Origin of the sequence: Rathayibacter sp. AY1F9, from assembly GCF_002932155.1 — a bacterium.
Lineage (GTDB): Bacteria > Actinomycetota > Actinomycetes > Actinomycetales > Microbacteriaceae > Rathayibacter.
Genome location: NZ_PSVA01000001.1, coordinates 344,041 through 362,396 on the forward strand (window position 1 = coordinate 344,041; position 18,356 = coordinate 362,396).

Consider the following 18,356-nt stretch of genomic DNA (forward strand, 5'->3'; position numbering starts at 1 on the left):
CTGCTGAGCGCCGCGCGTCGGCGGGATGAGCGCCGCGGCTCGTCCGAGCGCGGCGACTACGCTGATTCTATGTCGGGGCAGGGCGGGACCAGAGTCGTGAAGACCATAGGGGGCGCCGTCGGCGGTCTGATCGGCATCGTCGCCATGAGCGTCGTCGCGGGAGTCCTGGTGGCCGCCTCGGTGACGCCGGCGATCGCGCTGAGCGGCATGGCCGCCGGCAACACGGTGGAGATGTTCGACAACCTCCCCGAGTACCTCGAGATCGGCACGCTCGCCGAGAAGAGCGACGTGTACGCGAAGGACTCCTCCGGCGGCGACGTGCTGCTCGCCTCCTTCTACGCCCAGAACCGCGTCGAGGTGGGCTGGGACGAGATCTCGCCGTTCGTGAAGGACGCCGTGGTCGCCTCCGAGGACCCCCGCTTCTACGAGCACGGCGGCATCGATCTGCTCGGCACCGTCCGCGCGGCCGCGACGACGGCCATGGGCGGGGACGTCCAGGGCGGCTCCTCCATCACGCAGCAGTACGTCAAGAACGTGCTCGTGCAGAAGGCGGAGGCGCTCAGCGATCCGATCGAGCGCGACGCGGCCTACCGCGAGGCCACGGAGACCACTCCGGAGCGCAAGGTCGCCGAGATGCGGCTCGCCATCGGGCTCGAGAAGGAGTACCCGAAGAACGACATCCTGCTGGGCTACCTCAACATCGCCCTGTTCGGCGGCACCGTCTACGGCGTCGAGGCGGCCGCCCGCTACTACTTCGGAGTGAGCGCGAAGGACCTCTCGCTCGCGCAGTCCGCCGCGCTCGTCGCGATCGTGAACAACCCCGAGAAGTTCCGCTTCGACCGGCCCGGCGACCCGGCGAACCCCGCCGCGGAGGGCTACCCGCAGACCCGGGACCGGCGCGACTACATCGTCACCCGCATGGACCTCGAGTCGAAGGTGACGTCCGAGCAGGCGCAGGCGGCCGTCGCCGAGCCCGTGACGCCGAACATCACCGAGCCGAGCACCGGCTGCCAGACGGCCGGAGTCGCGGCCTTCTTCTGCGACTACGTCACCTGGGTCATCAAGAACGACGACGCGTTCGGTGCGAGCCAGGACGAGCGCGACGCCACCTTCAAGCGCGGCGGATACCGGATCTACACGACCCTCGACTCCGATCTGCAGCAGGCCGCCGTCTCGGCCACCGACGACTGGGTGCCCAAGTCGATGGCGAACGTGAACATCGGCAGCGCGAGCGTCTCGGTCGAGGTCGGCACCGGCCGCATCCTCGCGATGACCCAGAACAAGGACTACTCCAACGATCCGGACCTGACGGGCCCCAACTACACGAGCGTCAACTACAACACCGACTTCGGGTACGGCGGCTCCTCGGGATTCCAGGTCGGCTCGACCTACAAGGTGTTCACCCTCGCGGAGTGGCTGCAGGAGGGGCACTCGCTCGGCGAGAGCGTCGACGGCACCCGCCGCGCCTACACGACCTTCCGTGACAGCTGCGAGCCCGACGGCGTCTACTACGGCGAGTCCTGGAACCCCGGGAACGACGAGGGCGGCAACGGAGGAGTGACCACGGCCCTGCAGGCCACGACCGGCTCGATCAACACCTCGTTCGCCGCCATGGCCCAGCAGCTGGACCTCTGCGGCATCCGCAACACGGCGCTGGCGATGGGCGTGCACCGTGCCGACGGGACCGAGCTGCAGAAGCTCGCGCCGACCATCCTCGGCACCAACGAGATCGCTCCGCTCACGATGGCCACGGCCTTCGCCGGCTTCGCGAATAAGGGCACCGTCTGCACGCCCATCGCGATCGACCGGATCGTCGACCGCACGGGCGCGGACGTCGCGCCGCCCGCCTCCGAGTGCAGCCAGGGGATGTCCGAGGAGGTTGCCGCGACCGCCGGCTACGCCCTGCAGCAAGTGGTGACGGGCGGCACCGGCGCCCCCTCCAACCCCCGCACCGGGGTGCCGCACATCGGCAAGACCGGCACCACGGACGACGCGCTGCACACGTGGATGGTCGGCGCGAGCACCGAGGTCGCCACCGCCACCTGGGTCGGCAACGTGACCGGCTTCACCTCCATGCGCGGATTCAGTCTCAACCGGGTGAACGCCGGTCAGGTGCGCCACCAGATCTGGCCGCGCATCATGCGCGTCGCCGACGCGAAGTACGGTGGGACGGCGTTCCCGGCTCCCGTCCGCTCGCTCCTCGACGCTCCGCAGGAGGCCGTGCCCCAGGTCACCGGCCAGAGCCCCTCTGCGGCGGCCGCACGCCTGCGCTCCGTCGGCTTCACGGTCCGCGTCGACACTTCTCCGGTCCCCTCCGACCGCCCGGCAGGGACGGTCGCGCAGACGAACCCGCCCGCCGGGTCGCGCGTCTCCCGGGGCGCGGAGATCACCCTGCAGATCAGCGCCGGACCGGGCGCCCCGCCCCGCGCGGGCTGAGCCCCTGCACCCCCGGCTGCTCCCGAGGGAGCGTCCGGCAGAATGAACGCGGCCGCGCTCGCGGCCGACGTGCGAGAGAAGGACCCATGACCGGACGCACCCGTCGCCCCCTCACCACCGCCCTCGCGACCGTCGCCGCGGCCGGAGCCGTCGCCGCGGCCTGGGGCATCGGCGTCGAGCGGACGCTGTTCACCGTCCGGCGCACGTCGTTCCCGGTGCTGCCCGCCGGTTCCGAGCCGATCCGCGTCCTGCACGTGTCGGACCTGCACATGGCCCCGTGGCAGACGAAGAAGCAGGAGTGGATCCGCTCGCTCCTCGCCCTGGCGCCCGACGTCGTGGTCGACACCGGCGACAACCTCGGCCACCGCGACGGCGTGCTCGGCATCCGCCGGGCTCTGGAGCCCTTCGCCGGGATCCCCGGCGCCTTCGTCAACGGATCCAACGACTACTTCGGCCCTCGGATCAAGAACCCGCTCCGCTACTTCGTCGGCCCCTCCAAGAACCCCAAGCAGCACGAGGCCGATCTCGACACCGACGGGCTGACCGGCTTCTTCTCGGACGGGCTCGGCTGGGTGGACCTCAACAACCGCGCCGAGAGCATCACGGTGAAGGGGACGCGCATCGAGTTCTTCGGCGTCGACGACCCGCACATCGGCCTCGACCGCATCGACCTGGTCGCCGGAGCCGTGGACGAGCTGCGCGGCGCGGAGGACGGACCGGCCGGGGTCAGCATCGGCGTGGCGCACGCGCCCTACCAGCGCATCCTCGACGACTTCGTCGCCCGCGGCGCCGAGGTGATCCTCGCCGGGCACACGCACGGCGGGCAGGTCTGCGTCCCGGGCTTCGGCGCCCTCGTCACCAACTGCGACATCCCGCGCGACAAGGTCGCCGGCTCGACGACGTGGGACAACGGACTGCGCAGCTCGTACCTCAACGTGTCCGCCGGAGTCGGCACCTCGATCTACGCACCGGTGCGCTTCGCCTGCCGGCCCGAGGTGACCCTCGTCACGCTCACTCCGGCGGCCTGACGAGGGGTGTCCGACGGCGGTCCGGAAATCGGCTACTATTGTCGAGGCTCGTGAGCGGTTCTCCGTGATGAGCACACCGGGGTGTGGCGCAGCTTGGTAGCGCGCCTCGTTCGGGACGAGGAGGTCGTGGGTTCGAATCCCGCTACCCCGACCGGTGAGAAGCCCGGCCAGGATCGATGATCCGGCCGGGCTTCGTCGTTCCCGGGGCGTTCTCGGAATTCTGCTGTGGCGGGGCTCGCCCGCAGGCGGATGCTCGCCCGGGCCGGAGCCCGGGCGACGACGGAGCCGGCGCGATCACCGCCCCGCGCTCTCCGGCTCGAGCACCCCTGTCGGCGTCCCGAGCGTCCTGCGCACGGCCGTGCCTTCGGCCCACTCCCCCGCGCCTCCCGGCCCGATCCCAGCAGCCGGGAGCGAGACTGTTCTTCCGCCGTCGTCGCCGCCCCCGCCCGACGACCGACGAGAGGAGCACCGTGACCCGGTCGCTCACCCGCCTCACCCTCGCCATCAGCGTGCCCTACGTGGTCGCGCTCGCAGCCATCGCCTTCTGGCCGACGCCCGTCGATGCGGGAGTGCGGGGGGATCTCGGCCGGGTGACCTCCTGGTTCGCCCGGCACGGCCTCCCGATGGTCGACTACGCGTTCATCGAGTCGACCGCCAATATCGCCCTGTTCGTGCCCCTGGGGCTGCTCCTGGCCCTCAACCTGCGGCTCCGGAGGGCGTGGGTCGCTGTGGCCGTCGGCGCCGTCGTGAGCTCGCTGATCGAGGCGGGCCAGCTGCTCTTCCTCTCGGCGCGCTTCGCGACCGTCGACGACGTCGTGATGAACACCTCCGGCGCGCTTCTCGGCGCGGTCGCCGGCGTCCTGCTCCGGATGGTCGTCCGCGCACGACGACGCCGGAGGGCGGCGGAGTGGGACGACGCCTTCGCGCACATCCCCCTCCGCGGCACCTCCGGCGTGGTGGCGGATCAGCCGAGCCGCGTCCGCTGAGACGACGGCTCCGCCGCGTCAGCGGCCGAGGCCGCGGTACTCCCAGCCGGCAGCACGCCAGGCGGCGGGGTCGAGGCAGTTGCGACCGTCGACGAGGAAGGTGTTGGCCACCTTCGCCGCCGTGGCCGCGGGGTCGAGGGCGCGGAACTGCTTCCACTCCGTCACGACGACCACGGCGTCGGCACCGGCCAGCGCCTCGTCGACGTCGGTCGTGTAGGTGATCTCGGGGTAGCGGCGGCGCGAGTTCTCGATCGCCTCGGGGTCGGTCGCGACCACGGTCGCACCGAGGTCGTGCAGGCGAGCGGCGACGTCGAGCGACGGCGAGTCGCGGATGTCGTCCGACTCCGGCTTGAACGCCAGACCGAGCACCGCGATGCGGCGGCCCGCGACGGAGCCGCCCAGGCCCTCGGTGACGAGGTCGACGACGCGCTGGCGGCGACGCAGGTTGATCGCGTCGACCTCCTTGAGGAAGGCCACGGACTCGCCGACGCCGAGCTCGTCGGCGCGGGCCGAGAAGGCGCGGATGTCCTTCGGGAGGCAGCCGCCTCCGAAGCCGATGCCCGCGTTCAGGAAGCGGCGGCCGATCCGCACGTCGTAGCCGATCGCGTCGGCGAGCTGCGTGACGTCCGCGCCGGTGACCTCCGCGATCTCGGCGATCGCGTTGATGAACGAGATCTTGGTCGCGAGGAAGGCGTTGGCCGAGACCTTCACCAGCTCGGCGGTGGCGTAGTCGGTGACCACGAGCGGGGTCTCGGCCGCGAGCGCCGTCGCGTAGACCTCGTCGAGGGTCGCCTTCGCCGCTGCTCCGGCCTCGCCCGCGGGCACGCCGTAGACGAGCCGGTCGGGGCTGATCGTGTCCTTGACCGCGAAGCCCTCGCGGAGGAACTCGGGGTTCCAGGCGAGGGTCGCACCGGAGGAGGCGATGCGGTCGGCCAGGCGGGCGGCGGTGCCGACGGGGACGGTCGACTTGCCGACGACGAGGGAGTCCTCCTCGAGGTAGGGCAGGAGACCGTCGATCGCCGAGTCGACGTAGGTCATGTCCGCGGCGTTCTCGCCCGGCTTCTGCGGGGTGCCGACGGCGACGAAGTGCACGGCCGCACCGGCGGCGTCGGCCATGTCGGTCGAGAAGCGCAGACGCCCGGAGGCGACGCCGGAGGACAGCAGCTCCGGGAGGCCGGGCTCGAAGAACGGCGCGGTGCCGGCGGCCAGGGCGTCGATCTTCTTCTGGTCGACGTCGATGCCGATGACGTCGTGGCCGAGCTCGGCCATGGCGGCAGCGTGGACGGCACCGAGGTAGCCGCAGCCGATGACAGAAAGCTTCACAGGGGTTCTCCGAATCGTGGCGGGTTCGTGTCGCGGTCGCGACGGTGAGGAGGAGCGATGCGATGCGGCGAGGCGTCAGCGCGCCCGCGGACGCGCGACTACCGCCGCGCCAATGCTCTCAGATCGCGGGAGACGTCGGCGACAGCCGCCGCGATCTGCGCCGCCACGCGCTCGTGCACGGCCTCGCTGCGGCCGATCGGGTCCTCGATGTCGTCGCCGCCCTCGCCCCGCGGGGCGCGCCCGCGGTGGGCGGCGGCGAGCCGCACGACGGCGCGGAGCCGCGCGGCGGGGTCCTCGACCGTCGGCAGCGGCACCTCCCGCAGCACGAACGGCAGCACGCGGGCGAACTCGAGCAGCGTGAAGCCGCGGAGGAGGAGCGACGGGAAGCGCCGGGAGGCGTCGACCAGGTGGTCGCGCGTCATCGTGAGCAGGAGGTCGGCGTCGCCCACGATCGCGTCGCCGAGCACCGCGCTCGTGTGCGCGGCCGGGTCTCCCCCGTGCTGAGCCGAGAAGCGGGCCGAGACCGGGTCCATCGGCAGTCCGTCGCGCGTCCTCACTCCGGCGCTCGTGAACGCGAAGAGCGGACCTCCCGCGGGTGATGTCGCGTCGGCGAGTGCGGCGCGCAGCAGCTGCTCCGCCATCGGCGACCGGCAGATGTTGCCGGTGCAGACCGAGAGCACGGTGAAGACGGGGGCGGCGGAGGCGGCGACCGGTTCGTCCGGTCGCCAGCTCCGGCGGGCGGGGCGGGCGGAGTCGTCTCCCGGGAAGATCATCGCGGGGCGCTCAGGCCGAGGTCGACGCGGGCTCGGGCTCGACGGCCGTGTCCGGGCGTGCACCCGATCGCTCGGAGCCGTAGTAGCTCGTGTAGTAGTAGCCGTAGCCCCGGCCGACCTGGCCGCGCGCGGGCACGCGGTTGAGGATCACGCCGAGGGTGTGGCCGCTGACCCGCTCGAGGTTCTGGATCGCCTTGCCCAGCTCGTCGGTCGTCGTCCTGCCCGCGGAGATGACCACGAGCGCGCCGTCGGTGCGGGCGGTGAGGATGGCGCCGTCCGTGACGGGCAGGAGCGGCGGCGCATCGACGATCACGATGGCCTCGCGAGCGATCTCGTGCAGGAGGATGTCCATGCCGTTGGAGCCGAGCAGCTCGGACGGGTTCGGCGGGATCGACCCGGCTCCGAGCACCCAGAGGTTGCCGGACGGGCCCCACGGCTGCAGGACGTCCTGCAGTTCCGCCTTGCCGATCAGCAGGTCGGTCAGGCCGACGCCGGGAACGAGGCCGAACGACTTGGCGACGGTGGGCTTGCGGAGGTCGCCATCGACGACGACGGTCCGCTGGCCGGAGGCGGCAAGCGTCACCGCGAGGTTCGCGGTCACCGTCGACTTGCCGTCCGAGGGCAGCGGGCTCGTCACGACGATGATGCGCGGCGGGCTGTCGATGTTCATGAACTGCAGGTTCGTGCGGAGCTCGCGCAGCGCCTCGGCGAGTGCGTGCTTGCCGTCGGCCTTGATGTAGTCGGTCGTGTCGGCCTCGGGGACGATGCGGTTGGTCTCGCTGAGGCGCTTGTCGACGGGGAGGGTGCCGACCACGGGGAGGTCGAACAGGCGCTCGACCATCTCGGCGGTGCGGATGCGCCGGTCCAGCGTGTTGCGGACGAACGCGTAGACGAGACCGAGGACGAGGCCCGCGAGCGCGCCGACCGCGAGGACGAGGCGCAGGTTCGGGAACGCCGGCGAGGACGGGAGCGCCGCGGCCTGCAGAACGGTGAGGGAGACCGTGTCGCCGACGCCCGTCTCCTGGTTGACCTGCTGCACCTTGGTGGCGATGGCCGCGACCCAGGCGTCGGCGAGCTTCTGCGCGCCCTCGGGGGTGGAGGCGGTGGCGCTGACCTTCATCACCGGGGCGACCGTGTCGGCCTGCACCGTGATCGCCGAGATCAGCGTGGCGGGCGAGACGTCGAGGCCGAGGCTGTCGATCGCGATCTGCGCCACGTCGCGCGAGGTGGCGATCGGGACGTACGTGGCGAGGCTCGACTTGGCGACGGACTGCGCGATCTGCTGCGTGTAGATCGCCTGGCTGTCGTCGGCACCGGTGGTGGCGACGGAGACCAGGCCCTGCGAGTCGGCGACGTACCGCGGCTTCTGCGTCAGCGACCAGCCGAAGGCGACGAGAGTGCCGAGGAGGATCGCCGCGACGATCGGGATCCAGTGGTCGCGCAGCAGCCGGAGGACGTCTCGAAGTTCCACAGAGTCAGATTTCCTTCGCTGGTACGGATCACGCGGCGGGCGCCGGCGACGGGTTCTTCCGAATTCTGACACAGCGCTTCCGCGCCCTCGGCGCCAGGCGCGTCAACCGTGCCACCTGTCGGGGGTGGGCTCCGGCGGAGTCCCTCTCGTGATCACTCCGAGGCCCTCGAGCTCGACGACCGCCGACTCGACGACCGCCTCCGCATCGACGCCGGCGGGCGGCGGGCCCGCCTCCTCGAGCACCGCGGCGACGAGACCGGGCAGATCGGAGCCCCGGCCGGCGTGGCGCCAGATCGTCGGGCCGATGCCGGACAGGCGCACGAGGGTGCCGCCGCAGAACACGAGCAGCTGGCCGTCGGCGAGCTCCACCGCGTCGTCCGCAGGGGTGCGCAGGACGGTGCCGGGCAGGGCCTCGCCCACAGGGTCGAGCTGCACGGAGACCACGTCGGACCAGGCGGACGGGGCCTCGGCGCCGAGGGACGCGAAGACCTCCTCGACCAGGTGCACCACGCTCGCGGCCTCGGAGTAGACCAGTCGCCGGACGCCGCCCAGCGCCGAGAGGGTGCGGACGAGATCGGCGATCGGCCGCGGTCGGGCCGAGAGGTACGAGGTCTGCGGCACCAGATCCTCGATCGCGTCGACCGGGTCGACGTGCTCGAGGAAGGGCGTCCCGACGCCGTCGCGGCGCTCGAGCAGGAGGACGCCCGCCAGACGCAGGGGCGCCTCCGGGACCGGTCGGAGGGCGAGCGACCCGGGGGCCAGCTGCGCCTTCGGCGCCGATCCGGTCAGCGGCTTCACCGACAGCGGCTTGGGATAGGGCAGGACGCGCCCCTCCGGGGTCACGCCGACCGTCTCGTCGGTGACGTAGCCGAAGCGGGACCCGAGCGTCCGGGCGATGGTGGTCTTGCCGGTCCCGGAGGCGGCGACGAAGGCCAGCACGCGGCCGGACTCGTCGGAGATCCCGCAGGCGTGGAGCATCAGCAGGTCGGCGCGCCGGGCGCCGATCGCCTCGAGGGTCAGGGTCGAGGTCAGGGACTCCTCGAGCTGCGCGAGCGTGGCGCTCGAGACCCGGGGCGAGCCGTCGACCGGGACGGAGGGATCGTGCCCCACCTCGGCGAGGACGTCGCGTGCTCCCGCGTCGGGCTCGGACGCGCAGGCGGCCCAGCTGTCGGCGATCCGCGCCGCGTCCTCGTCGCCGACGCCGCGTCCGAAGACCACGCGGAACGGGGTCTCGAGGACCGAGACGGACAGGGTGCGGGGCTCGGCGCCCCTCCCCCCGGCGATCAGTACGCCCCGTCGCGGGCGAGGACGGCGCGCGCGGTCTTGAAGAGGATGACGATGTCGCCGGTCATCGACCAGTTCTCGACGTAGTACAGGTCGAGGCGGACGGTGTCCTCCCACGAGAGGTTCGAGCGTCCGCTGACCTGCCAGAGCCCGGTGATGCCCGGCTTCATCAGGAAGCGGCGGTGCACGTGCTCCTCGTACTGCTCGACCTCGCGGGCCAGCGGCGGGCGGGGGCCGATCAGGGACATGTCGCCGCGGAAGACGTTCAGGAACTGGGGCAGCTCGTCGAGGCTGAAGCGCCGGAGGATCGCGCCCACCCGGGTGACGCGCGGGTCCTTCGCCATCTTGAAGAGGATCGAGTTCCCCTCCGCACGCTGCTGCGACGCGAGAGCCGCCAGTCGCGCCTCCGCGTCGACGACCATCGAGCGGAACTTCAGCATCTCGAAGGTCGCGCCGTTCAGACCGATGCGCTCCTGCCGGAAGAGCACGGGCCCGGGGCTGGTGACCTTGACCAGCACGGCGACGACGACGAGCACCGGCGCGCTGAGGATGATCAGCATGGTCGACGCGAGGATGTCGAAGAGGCGCTTGGCGAACCGCTGGCGGCCGTCGAAGCGCGGGGTCTCGACGTGGATCAGCGGAAGGCCCGCGACGGGGCGGGTGTGGATGCGCGGACCGCCGATGTCGGTGAGGCTCGGCGCCACGACGAGGTGCTCGCGCCCGGGCTCGAGCGTCCAGCTCAGCTCGCGGATCCGCTGCGGCGCCAGCTCGTCGGAGCTCGTGACGACCACCGTGTCGGCGCCGGTGGCGTCCATCACGGCGCGGACGCCGTCGATCCCGGTGAACCCGTGGACCGCGAGGCCCGAGAGCTCCTGCTCGCTCCGCAGCGCGTCCGCACCGCCGACCGAGGTCGAGACGGCGCCGACGAGCTTGTAGCCGGCCTCGGTGCCGCGGCGCAGCTCGCGTGCGGTGTGCAGGACGCTCGCGCGGGAGCCGAGGAGCACGACCTGGCTCGAGAAGCGGCCCGCCCGGCGCTGCCGGGTGAGCCAGGAGCGCCAGACCAGGCGGCCGACGCAGATCAGCACGATCCCGGCGGGGAACGCCGTGATGATGTAGCCGCGCGCGAGCAGGATCTGGAGCAGGTAGGCGATGATCGCGACGATGCCGAAGAGCCAGATGGAGGCGTCGACGACGCGGCGGTACTCGACGTAGCCGGTGCCGACGATCCGGCGGTCGCGCGTGTCGAAGACCTGGAGGGCGAGGAGCCAGCCGACCGACAGGGCGACGGACACCCAGGTGTAGCTGACCGCGATGTCGGCGGGGTTCTTGAACCCCAGGTCCGAGTTCAGGTTCAGGTCGAACCAGAAGAGCTGCGTGCCGAAGACGGAGAGGACGATCGCGACGACGTCCGTGATGAGCAGCCGTCGCCGGTAGTCCTGCTCCCACGACGGCCGACGCCTCAGCGGTGCCCCTTGCGCCGTCATCGTTTCCCCCGACCTTTCCTGCTGCTTCGAAAGGCGTAATTCCGTTTCCGGTGTTGTCACGTCGTCAGGCTACCCACTTCCTCGTTTCGGAGGGGTGTCGCGCCGGTGAGGAACGCTCGACCGGTCACCCGCGGAGCCGGCCGCGGCTCTCCTGGAGGTAGCACGCGCCGCACAGCGACTCGTAGGTGACCGCCGTTCCGTCGATCGCGACCTGATCGCCGTCGAACACGAAGCGGCCGTCCACGACGCGCCCGTTGAAGATCGCTTTGCGCCCGCACCGGCAGATCGTCTTCAGCTCCTCGAGGCTGTGGGCGATCTCCAGGAGCCGCCTGCTTCCCGGGAACGCGGCGGTGCGGAAGTCCGTGCGGATGCCGTACGCGAGGACGGGCACGTTCTCGAGGATGGCGATCCGGAGCAGATCGTCGACGTGCGACTCCGGCAGGAACTGCGCCTCGTCGACGAGCAGAGCACTCACGTCGCGCTTCGACTCGGCCAGCACGCGGGCCCGGGCGGCGGTGAAGACGGCCACCGGGTCCCCGTCGGGCTCGAACAGGATGTCCACCGGACGGGTCACGCCGAGCCGCGACACGATCAGCTCCTCGCCCTTCGTGTCGACGGCCGGCTTGGCCAGCAGCACCCGGTGCCCGCGCTCCTCGTAGTTGTGCGCGGCCTGCAGGAGCGACGTGCTCTTCCCGCTGTTCATCGCTCCGTAGCGGAAGTACAGCTTGGCCATCAGGTCTCCTCGGGGCGGGTCCGGGGGCGGGGCCCCCGGGGTGAGCAGGGGCCGGTCACGGGAGGAACCCGTCCTCGCCGGCGCGGCGGATCAGGTCGGCCCGGCGGCTCGCGGGCCTGCCGACCGCGACGTACTTGCGGCGCACTCGCTGCAGGTAGGTCTTCGCGGTCTCGAACTGCACGTTCATCTTGGCGGCGACCTCGGGGGTGCTCGATCCGGACGCGTAGAGGCGCAGCGCCTCCAGCTCGCCGGCGCTGAGCCGTGGGCGCTGCTGCGCCGCGACTCCGGACGGCAGGGGCCGCCACTGCGCGGACGAGACGTCGGCCGAGCGCATCTCGAGAGCGGCGCGGGTCTGCTCCATCACCTCAGCGAGCGAGCGCGACTTCGCCAGGTGCCGCACGGCTCCGGCCTTCAGGGCGCGCTCGCGGACCTCGTCGTCCTCGCTCGCGGAGAGCGCCACGACCGCGGCTCCCGCCGCCCGGCAGGTCCGGATCCGCGCCTCGATCGAGATCGGCTCGCGCAGCTCGACGTCCATCACGACCACCTGGGTGGGGAAGACATCGCTCGTCACCAGGTCGTGCCAGGTGGAGGCGGCCACGACGACCTCGAAGTCCGGGGCGTGGGTGCGGATCCACGCGCTCGTCGCCGCGAGCAGGTCCTCGCGCGGGTCGAGCAGGCCGAGCCGGACCGCACGGGGTGGCGCGTCGCGGGCGCTCCGGGCGGAGGAGCCCGAGGGCTCACCGGAGCGGGTGACCATGCGGACGATCCTAGCCGCGGCCGGGCCCGCCCCCGGCTCAGAACAGCGTCGGCTGCCCGACGCCGGGCAGGATCGCGGCGCGCTCCGGCCCGAGCTCCCCGACCAGCAGCCCGTCGTGCTGGAGGGAGCGCCGCTCGCCGCCGAGGGTCCGCAGCGTCCCCAGCGAATTCAGGGCGGAGGACTTGACGGAGCCGGTGGCCGGGTCCTCCTCGCCGCGCTCGAGCCCGTGCGCGCGCATCAGCGGGCGGATGCGCGCGGAGAGCCAGCGCCGGTACTCGAGAGGCGCGTAGGCGTCGCGGCCCGGGTAGAGCGCTCGGTACTTGTCGACCAGCTCGGGGTGCTCCTGCCCGAGCCACTGCAGGAACCACTCCTTCACCCCGGGCTTGAGGTAGAGGGTCGAGTACATGATCGTGCTGGCGCCCGCCTCGCGGCAGGCTTGGAGCGACTCGTCGAGGTGCGCCCGGGTGTCGGTGAGGAACGGCAGGATCGGCATCAGGAACACCGAGCAGTCGAAGCCGGCCTCCCGTGCCGCGGTGACCGTCGCCAGCCTGGCCGCCGCGGTCGGCGCACCCGGCTCGACGGAGCGCTGGAGGCCCTCGTCGTAGACGGCGATCGACACTCCGAGGTCGACCGGGACGTGCTCGGCGGCCTCGCGGAGCAGCGGCAGGTCTCGCCGCAGCAGCGAGCCCTTCGTGAGGATCGAGATCGGGGTGCCCGAGGCGGCGAGCGCGGCGATGATGCCCGGCATCAGCCGGTAGCGGCCCTCGGCGCGCTGGTACGGATCGGTGTTGGTGCCGAGTGCCACGGGGTGCCGCTCCCAGCTCGGCTTCGCGAGCTCCCGGGTGAGGACCTCGGCGACGTTCACCTTCACGACGATCTGCGAGTCGAAGTCGCGGCCGCCGTCGAACTCGAGGTACTCGTGCGTGGGCCGGGCGAAGCAGTAGGTGCAGGCGTGGGTGCAGCCGCGCATCGGGTTGATGCTCCAGCCGAACGGCATCTTCGAGGAGGTGTGCACGCGGTTGAGCGCCGACTTCGCGAGCACCTCGTAGAAGGTGACGCCCTCGAACTCCGGCGTGCGCACCGTCCGCACCAGGTCGGTGAGCTTGACGAGGCCGGGCAGGGCGGCCTCGTCGGCCGTGCCGATCGACTGCCCGCTCCACCTCATGGAGCCATTAGAACATACGTTCGAACGGATCGCAGCCGATCAGACCGAGGCGGACAGCTCCAGCGTCTCGGCGGTCGCGGTGACCGTCTGCTCGGCCTTCTCGGGCGCGTCGTTGAGGGTCGAGCCGTAGCTCGGCACCAGCGCGCGGATCCGCGGCTCCCAGGCCTTCATCCGGTCGGGGAAGCACTTCTGCACGATGTCGAGCATGATCGGCACGGCGGTCGAGGCTCCGGGCGAGGCGCCGAGCAGGCCGGCGATCGTGCCGTCCCCTCCGGTGATGACCTCGGTGCCGAACTGCAGCACGCCGCCCTTCTTCTCGTCCTTCTTCATCACCTGGACGCGCTGGCCGGCGGTGATCAGGTACCAGTCCTCGTCGCGGGCGGTGGGCAGGAACTCGCGCAGGGCCTTCATCTTCTTGCCACGGCCGGCGAGCACCTCGCCGATCAGGTACTTCATCAGGTCGAGGTTGTCGCGGGCGACCGCGAGCATCGGGCCGATGTTGTGCGGCCGGATCGACAGGGGCAGGTCGAGCCACGAGCCCCGCTTCAGGAACTTGGGCGTGAAGCCCGCGTAGGGGCCGAAGAGGAGGGACGACTCGCCGTCGACGACGCGCGCATCGAGGTGCGGCACCGACATCGGGGGCGCGCCGACCGCGGCCTTGCCGTAGACCTTCGCCTTGTGCCGGGCGACCAGCTCGGGGTTGTCGGTGCGGAGGAACTGCCCCGAGATCGGGAAGCCTCCGAAGCCCTTGATCTCGGGGATGCCCGACTTCTGCAGGAGGTGCAGCGCACCGCCGCCGGCGCCGACGAAGACGAAGCGGGCGGTCACCGACTGGGGCGTGCCTCCGACGACCTGCTTGAGGTCGAGGCGCCAGGTGCCGTCCTTCTGCCGGGTGATGTCGGTGACCTCGCGGCCGGTGTCGAGCGTGCCGCCGTGGGCGACGACGTGGTCGAACAGCTGGTGGGTCAGCGAGCCGAAGTCGACGTCGGTGCCGGCCGGCATGCGCGTCGCCGCGTAGGGGCCGCCGCCGGCGGGACGCTGCTCCATCAGCAGGGGCGCCCACTCGTGGATGGTCTTGACGCTCTCGGTGAACTCGATGCCGGCGAACAGCGGCTGGTCCTTGAGCGCCTCGTAGCGCTTCCGGAGGTACTCGACGTTGGCCTCGCCGTGCACGAAGGTCATGTGCGGCGCCGGGTTGATGAAGCTGGAGGGCTCGCGGATGTCGCCGGACTCCACCAGGCTCGACCAGAACTGGCGCGAGATCTGGAACTGCTCGTTGATCTGGATCGCCTTGGCCGGGTCGACGGAGCCGTCGGCCGCCTCGGGCATGTAGTTCAGCTCGCAGAGGGCCGCGTGACCGGTGCCCGCGTTGTTCCACGGGTTCGACGACTCCTGCGCCACGTCGCCGAGGCGCTCGTAGGCGGCGATCGTCCAGTCGGGCTGCAGCTGGGTGATGAGTGCGCCGAGCGTGGCGCTCATGATGCCCCCACCGATGAGGGCGACGTCGACCGGTTCCGAGGAGTTCACGAGAGTCGAGTTTACGCTCGCCCGGGCACGCCGCGGCGGGGAGGGGCCCCGCTCCCCCATCAAATTCGCGGCTTTTCCACCCGGAAGGGGCCGGAGCGCTCGGCGCCGGCCCCGTCCACGCCGGTCAGGAGACGGGCTGCTTCGCCGCGATGAGCTCGGCGATCTGCACGGCGTTCAGGGCCGCGCCCTTGCGGAGGTTGTCGTTGCTGATGAAGAGCGCGAGGCCGCGTCCCTCCGGGGCGCCCTCGTCGGCGCGGATGCGGCCCACGAAGCTCGGGTCCTTGCCCGCGGCCTCCAGCGGAGTCGGCACCTCGCGCAGCACGACGCCGGGCGCGTCGGCCAGCAGCTCGCGAGCACGCTCGGGGCTGAGGGCGGAGGCGAACTCGGCGTTGACGGAGAGCGAGTGGCCGGTGAACACGGGGACGCGCACGCAGGTGCCCGAGACCAGCAGCTCCGGGAGCTCGAGGATGCGGCGGCTCTCGTTGCGGAGCTTCTTCTCCTCGTCGGTCTCGTTCGAGCCGTCCTCGACCAGGCTCCCCGCGAAGGGGATGACGTCGAAGGCGATCGGGGCGACGTACTTGTCCGGCGCGGGGAAGTCGACCGCCGAGCCGTCGTGCACCAGGTCGAGCAGGTGCTCGTCGGCGACGGCGGCGCGGACCTGGCCGGCCAGCTCGTTCGCTCCGGCCAGTCCGCTGCCGGACACGGCCTGGTAGGTGCTGACGATCAGGCGCGTGAGCCCCGCCTCGCGGTCGAGGACCTTGAGGATCGGCATCGCGGCCATCGTGGTGCAGTTGGGGTTGGCGATGATGCCCTTGACCGCCTGGTCGATGGCGTGGGGGTTCACCTCGCTGACGACCAGCGGGACCTCGGGGTCCATCCGCCAGGCGCTGGAGTTGTCGATCACGGTGACGCCGGCCGCGGCGAAGCGGGGCGCCTGCGCGCGCGATCCCGTGGCTCCGGCCGAGAACAGGGCGATGTCGAGCCCCGACGGATCGGCGGTCTCCACGTCCTCGACAACGACGTCCTCGCCGCGGAACGGCAGCGTCGTGCCCGCCGAGCGGGCGGTGGCGAAGAAGCGGATGGACGCGATCGGGAAGTCGCGCTCCTCGAGGAGGCGGCGCATCACCTTCCCGACCTGGCCGGTCGCGCCGACGACGCCCACGTGGAGGGGGGTGCTGCTCATGCTGTGCTCTTTCGTCCGTGCGGCGCGCGGGCCGCTCGTGGCGGGGGGATCGAGGGAGAGGGTACCGGTCGCTCCGGCCGCTCGGGAGGAACGGCCGGATCGCGAGGGTGTCCGGCCGTCAGCGGCCGGTGCCGGCGTAGACGACGGCCTCGTCCTCGGCGTCGAGCCCGAAGGCGGTGTGCACGACGCGCAGAGCCTCGTTCACGGTGTCGGCGCGGGTGACGACCGAGATGCGGATCTCGCTCGTGGAGATCATCTCGATGTTGATCCCGGCCTCGTAGAGGGAGCGGAACAGCTTCGCGGAGACACCGGCGTTGGTGCGCATCCCGGCGCCCACGAGCGCGAGCTTGGCGATCTGGTCGTCGTACTGCAGGGACTCGAAGCCGACCTCGTCCTTCTCGGCGTTGAGAGCCATGAGGACCGTCTGGCCGTCGGCCTTGGGCAGGGTGAACGAGATGTCGGTGCGGGCGGTGGCCGCAGCCGACACGTTCTGCACGATCATGTCGATGTTGGAGCCGGTCTTGGCCACGATCGTGAAGATCTGCGCGGCCTTGCCCGGGATGTCGGGGACTCCGACGACGGTGATCTTCGCCTCGTTCAGGTCGGCGGCGACTCCGGCGATGATGGGCTCTTCCACGGCTTGTCCGTTCTGCTCGGCGCCGGCGGTCTCGGCGTTGTAGACGATGGTGCCCTCATTGGGGCTGAAGGAGGAGCGCACGTGGAGCGTGACTCCGTGGCGGCGGGCGAACTCGACGGCGCGGATGTGCAGCACCTTCGCTCCCGCGGCGGCCAGCTCGAGCATCTCCTCGCTGGTGATGCGATCGAGCTTGCGGGCCTTCTTGACGACCCGCGGGTCAGCGGTGAAGACGCCGTCGACGTCGGTGTAGATCTCGCAGGTGTCGGCGCCGAGTCCCGCGGCGAGCGCGACGGCGGTGGTGTCCGAGCCGCCGCGGCCGAGGGTGGTGATGTCCTTCGTGTCGCGGTTGAAGCCCTGGAAGCCCGCGACGATGACGACGGCGTTCTCGTCGAGCGCCTCGCGGAGGCGGACCGGGGTGATGTCGACGATGCGGGCGGCGCCGTGCTGCGCGTCCGTGATCATGCCGGCCTGGCTGCCGGTGAAGGAGCGGGCCTCGAAGCCCATGCTCTTGATCGCCATCGCCAGCAGCGCCATCGAGATGCGCTCGCCCGAGGAGAGCAGCATGTCGAGCTCGCGAGGGGCGGGGATGGGCGTGACCTGGTGGGCGAGCTCGAGCAGGTCGTCGGTGGTGTCGCCCATGGCCGAGACGGCGACGACCACGTCGTTGCCCGCCTGCTTGGTGGCGACGATCCGCTTCGCGACCCGCTTGATGCTCTCCGCGTCGGCGACGGAGGACCCGCCGAACTTCTGGACGATCAGGCTCACGTGCTGCTCCCGTGTCGGTGGCTGGACCGCCGTCGCGACCCGACGGGCGAGTCTACCGGTCGACCGCATGCCAGAGCGGTCATGCGACTCCGGCGGCCGCGTCAGTTCTCGACGAGCCGGCGGCCCTCGAAGGCGCGGCCGAGGGTGATCTCGTCGGCGTACTCGAGGTCTCCGCCGACGGGCAGCCCGGAGGCCAGACGGGTGATGCGGATGCCGAGGGTGCTGAGCATGCGCGAGAGATAGGTCGCCGTCGCCTCGCCCTCGAGGTTCGGGTCGGTCGCGATGATGACCTCCTGCACCTCGCCGTCCGCGAGCCGCTGCAGCAGCTGGCGGATGCGGAGCTGATCCGGGCCGATGCCGTCGATCGGGCTGATCGCGCCGCCGAGCACGTGGTAGAGCCCGCGGAACTCGCGGGTGCGCTCGATCGCCGGGACGTCCTTCGCCTCCTCCACGACGCAGATGACGGCGCGGCTGCGGCGCGGATCGCGGCAGATCCCGCAGGTCGCCTCCTCCGCCACGTTCCCGCAGATGTCGCAGAAGTGCACACGGCCGCGCAGCTCGAGCAGGATCTCGGCGAGCCGGGTGACGTCGAACGTCTCGGTCTGCAGGATGTGGAACGCGATGCGCTGGGCGGACTTCGGACCGATGCCGGGGAGCCGGCCGAGCTCGTCGATCAGCTCCTGGACGATGCCTTCGTACATGCGGTCGCCTCCTCTCGGGTGGGGCGGACGGCGTGCTGCCGCTCGTGGTCCGCGCGGGCGGCGGGTCCGTCCGCGACACGCTCTCCCTGCTCGACCAGCTGAT

Annotated in this window: 15 protein-coding genes and 1 tRNA gene; 4 read left to right on the forward strand and 12 right to left on the reverse strand. The window is 71.5% G+C overall.

Annotation, left to right across the window (positions count from 1 at the left end):
- Positions 1 to 96: 96 nt before the first annotated feature.
- From C5C37_RS01590 to C5C37_RS17795, 4 genes are all read left to right on the forward strand, one after another.
- The gene (locus C5C37_RS01590) at positions 97 to 2,436 is read left to right on the forward strand and encodes a transglycosylase domain-containing protein (protein WP_181127343.1); all 2,340 of its coding nucleotides are present in this window, start codon (positions 97 to 99) and stop codon (positions 2,434 to 2,436) included.
- 86 nt (positions 2,437 to 2,522) lie between these two features.
- Positions 2,523 to 3,464: a metallophosphoesterase gene (locus C5C37_RS01595; protein ID WP_104222183.1), complete on the forward strand. Its 942-nt coding sequence runs from the start codon at positions 2,523 to 2,525 to the stop codon at positions 3,462 to 3,464.
- A 77-nt stretch (positions 3,465 to 3,541) separates the two neighbouring features.
- Positions 3,542 to 3,615 (forward strand) — tRNA-Pro (locus C5C37_RS01600).
- A 319-nt stretch (positions 3,616 to 3,934) separates the two neighbouring features.
- Positions 3,935 to 4,450, forward strand: a complete 516-nt coding sequence (locus tag C5C37_RS17795) for a VanZ family protein (RefSeq protein WP_258059527.1) — start codon at positions 3,935 to 3,937, stop codon at positions 4,448 to 4,450.
- 18 nt (positions 4,451 to 4,468) lie between these two features.
- Here C5C37_RS17795 and C5C37_RS01610 read toward each other — a convergent pair whose 3' ends face one another.
- The 12 genes from C5C37_RS01610 to recR form a co-directional block, all read right to left on the reverse strand.
- Positions 4,469 to 5,773, reverse strand: a complete 1,305-nt coding sequence (locus C5C37_RS01610) for a UDP-glucose/GDP-mannose dehydrogenase family protein (protein WP_104288182.1) — start codon at positions 5,771 to 5,773, stop codon at positions 4,469 to 4,471.
- A 98-nt stretch (positions 5,774 to 5,871) separates the two neighbouring features.
- Positions 5,872 to 6,546, reverse strand: a complete 675-nt coding sequence (locus tag C5C37_RS01615) for a low molecular weight phosphatase family protein (RefSeq protein WP_104227254.1) — start codon at positions 6,544 to 6,546, stop codon at positions 5,872 to 5,874.
- A 10-nt stretch (positions 6,547 to 6,556) separates the two neighbouring features.
- Complete coding sequence (locus tag C5C37_RS01620) at positions 6,557 to 8,017, reverse strand: polysaccharide biosynthesis tyrosine autokinase (RefSeq protein WP_181127344.1); 1,461 nt, start codon at positions 8,015 to 8,017, stop codon at positions 6,557 to 6,559.
- Positions 8,018 to 8,119: 102 nt separating this feature from the next.
- Positions 8,120 to 9,235 carry a hypothetical protein gene (locus C5C37_RS01625; protein WP_104227255.1) on the reverse strand — a complete coding sequence of 372 codons (1,116 nt, stop codon included), beginning with the start codon at positions 9,233 to 9,235 and terminating at the stop codon, positions 8,120 to 8,122.
- A 65-nt stretch (positions 9,236 to 9,300) separates the two neighbouring features.
- Positions 9,301 to 10,785 (reverse strand): sugar transferase, encoded by a 1,485-nt coding sequence (locus C5C37_RS01630; RefSeq protein ID WP_104222171.1) that lies wholly within the window; start codon positions 10,783 to 10,785, stop codon positions 9,301 to 9,303.
- Positions 10,786 to 10,909: 124 nt separating this feature from the next.
- A complete protein-coding gene (locus C5C37_RS01635) occupies positions 10,910 to 11,518 on the reverse strand; it encodes a thymidine kinase (protein WP_104227256.1) in 609 nt (202 codons plus the stop codon).
- Positions 11,519 to 11,573: 55 nt separating this feature from the next.
- Entirely contained in the window at positions 11,574 to 12,275 is a 702-nt protein-coding gene (locus C5C37_RS01640) for a LuxR C-terminal-related transcriptional regulator (RefSeq protein WP_146085141.1), read from the reverse strand.
- A 37-nt stretch (positions 12,276 to 12,312) separates the two neighbouring features.
- Entirely contained in the window at positions 12,313 to 13,440 is a 1,128-nt protein-coding gene (locus C5C37_RS01645) for an Rv2578c family radical SAM protein (RefSeq protein ID WP_104247319.1), read from the reverse strand.
- Between the two features lie 39 nt (positions 13,441 to 13,479).
- Positions 13,480 to 15,027 carry a malate:quinone oxidoreductase gene (locus C5C37_RS01650; protein ID WP_104233746.1) on the reverse strand — a complete coding sequence of 516 codons (1,548 nt, stop codon included), beginning with the start codon at positions 15,025 to 15,027 and terminating at the stop codon, positions 13,480 to 13,482.
- Positions 15,028 to 15,091: 64 nt separating this feature from the next.
- Positions 15,092 to 16,150 carry an aspartate-semialdehyde dehydrogenase gene (locus C5C37_RS01655; protein WP_104227259.1) on the reverse strand — a complete coding sequence of 353 codons (1,059 nt, stop codon included), beginning with the start codon at positions 16,148 to 16,150 and terminating at the stop codon, positions 15,092 to 15,094.
- A gap of 118 nt (positions 16,151 to 16,268) precedes the next feature.
- On the reverse strand, positions 16,269 to 17,552 hold the full coding sequence (locus tag C5C37_RS01660; protein WP_104222160.1) for an aspartate kinase: 1,284 nt from the start codon (positions 17,550 to 17,552) through the stop codon (positions 16,269 to 16,271).
- A 101-nt stretch (positions 17,553 to 17,653) separates the two neighbouring features.
- Entirely contained in the window at positions 17,654 to 18,253 is a 600-nt protein-coding gene (gene recR / locus C5C37_RS01665; RefSeq protein ID WP_104222157.1) for a recombination mediator RecR, read from the reverse strand.
- Positions 18,254 to 18,356: the final 103 nt, after the last annotated feature.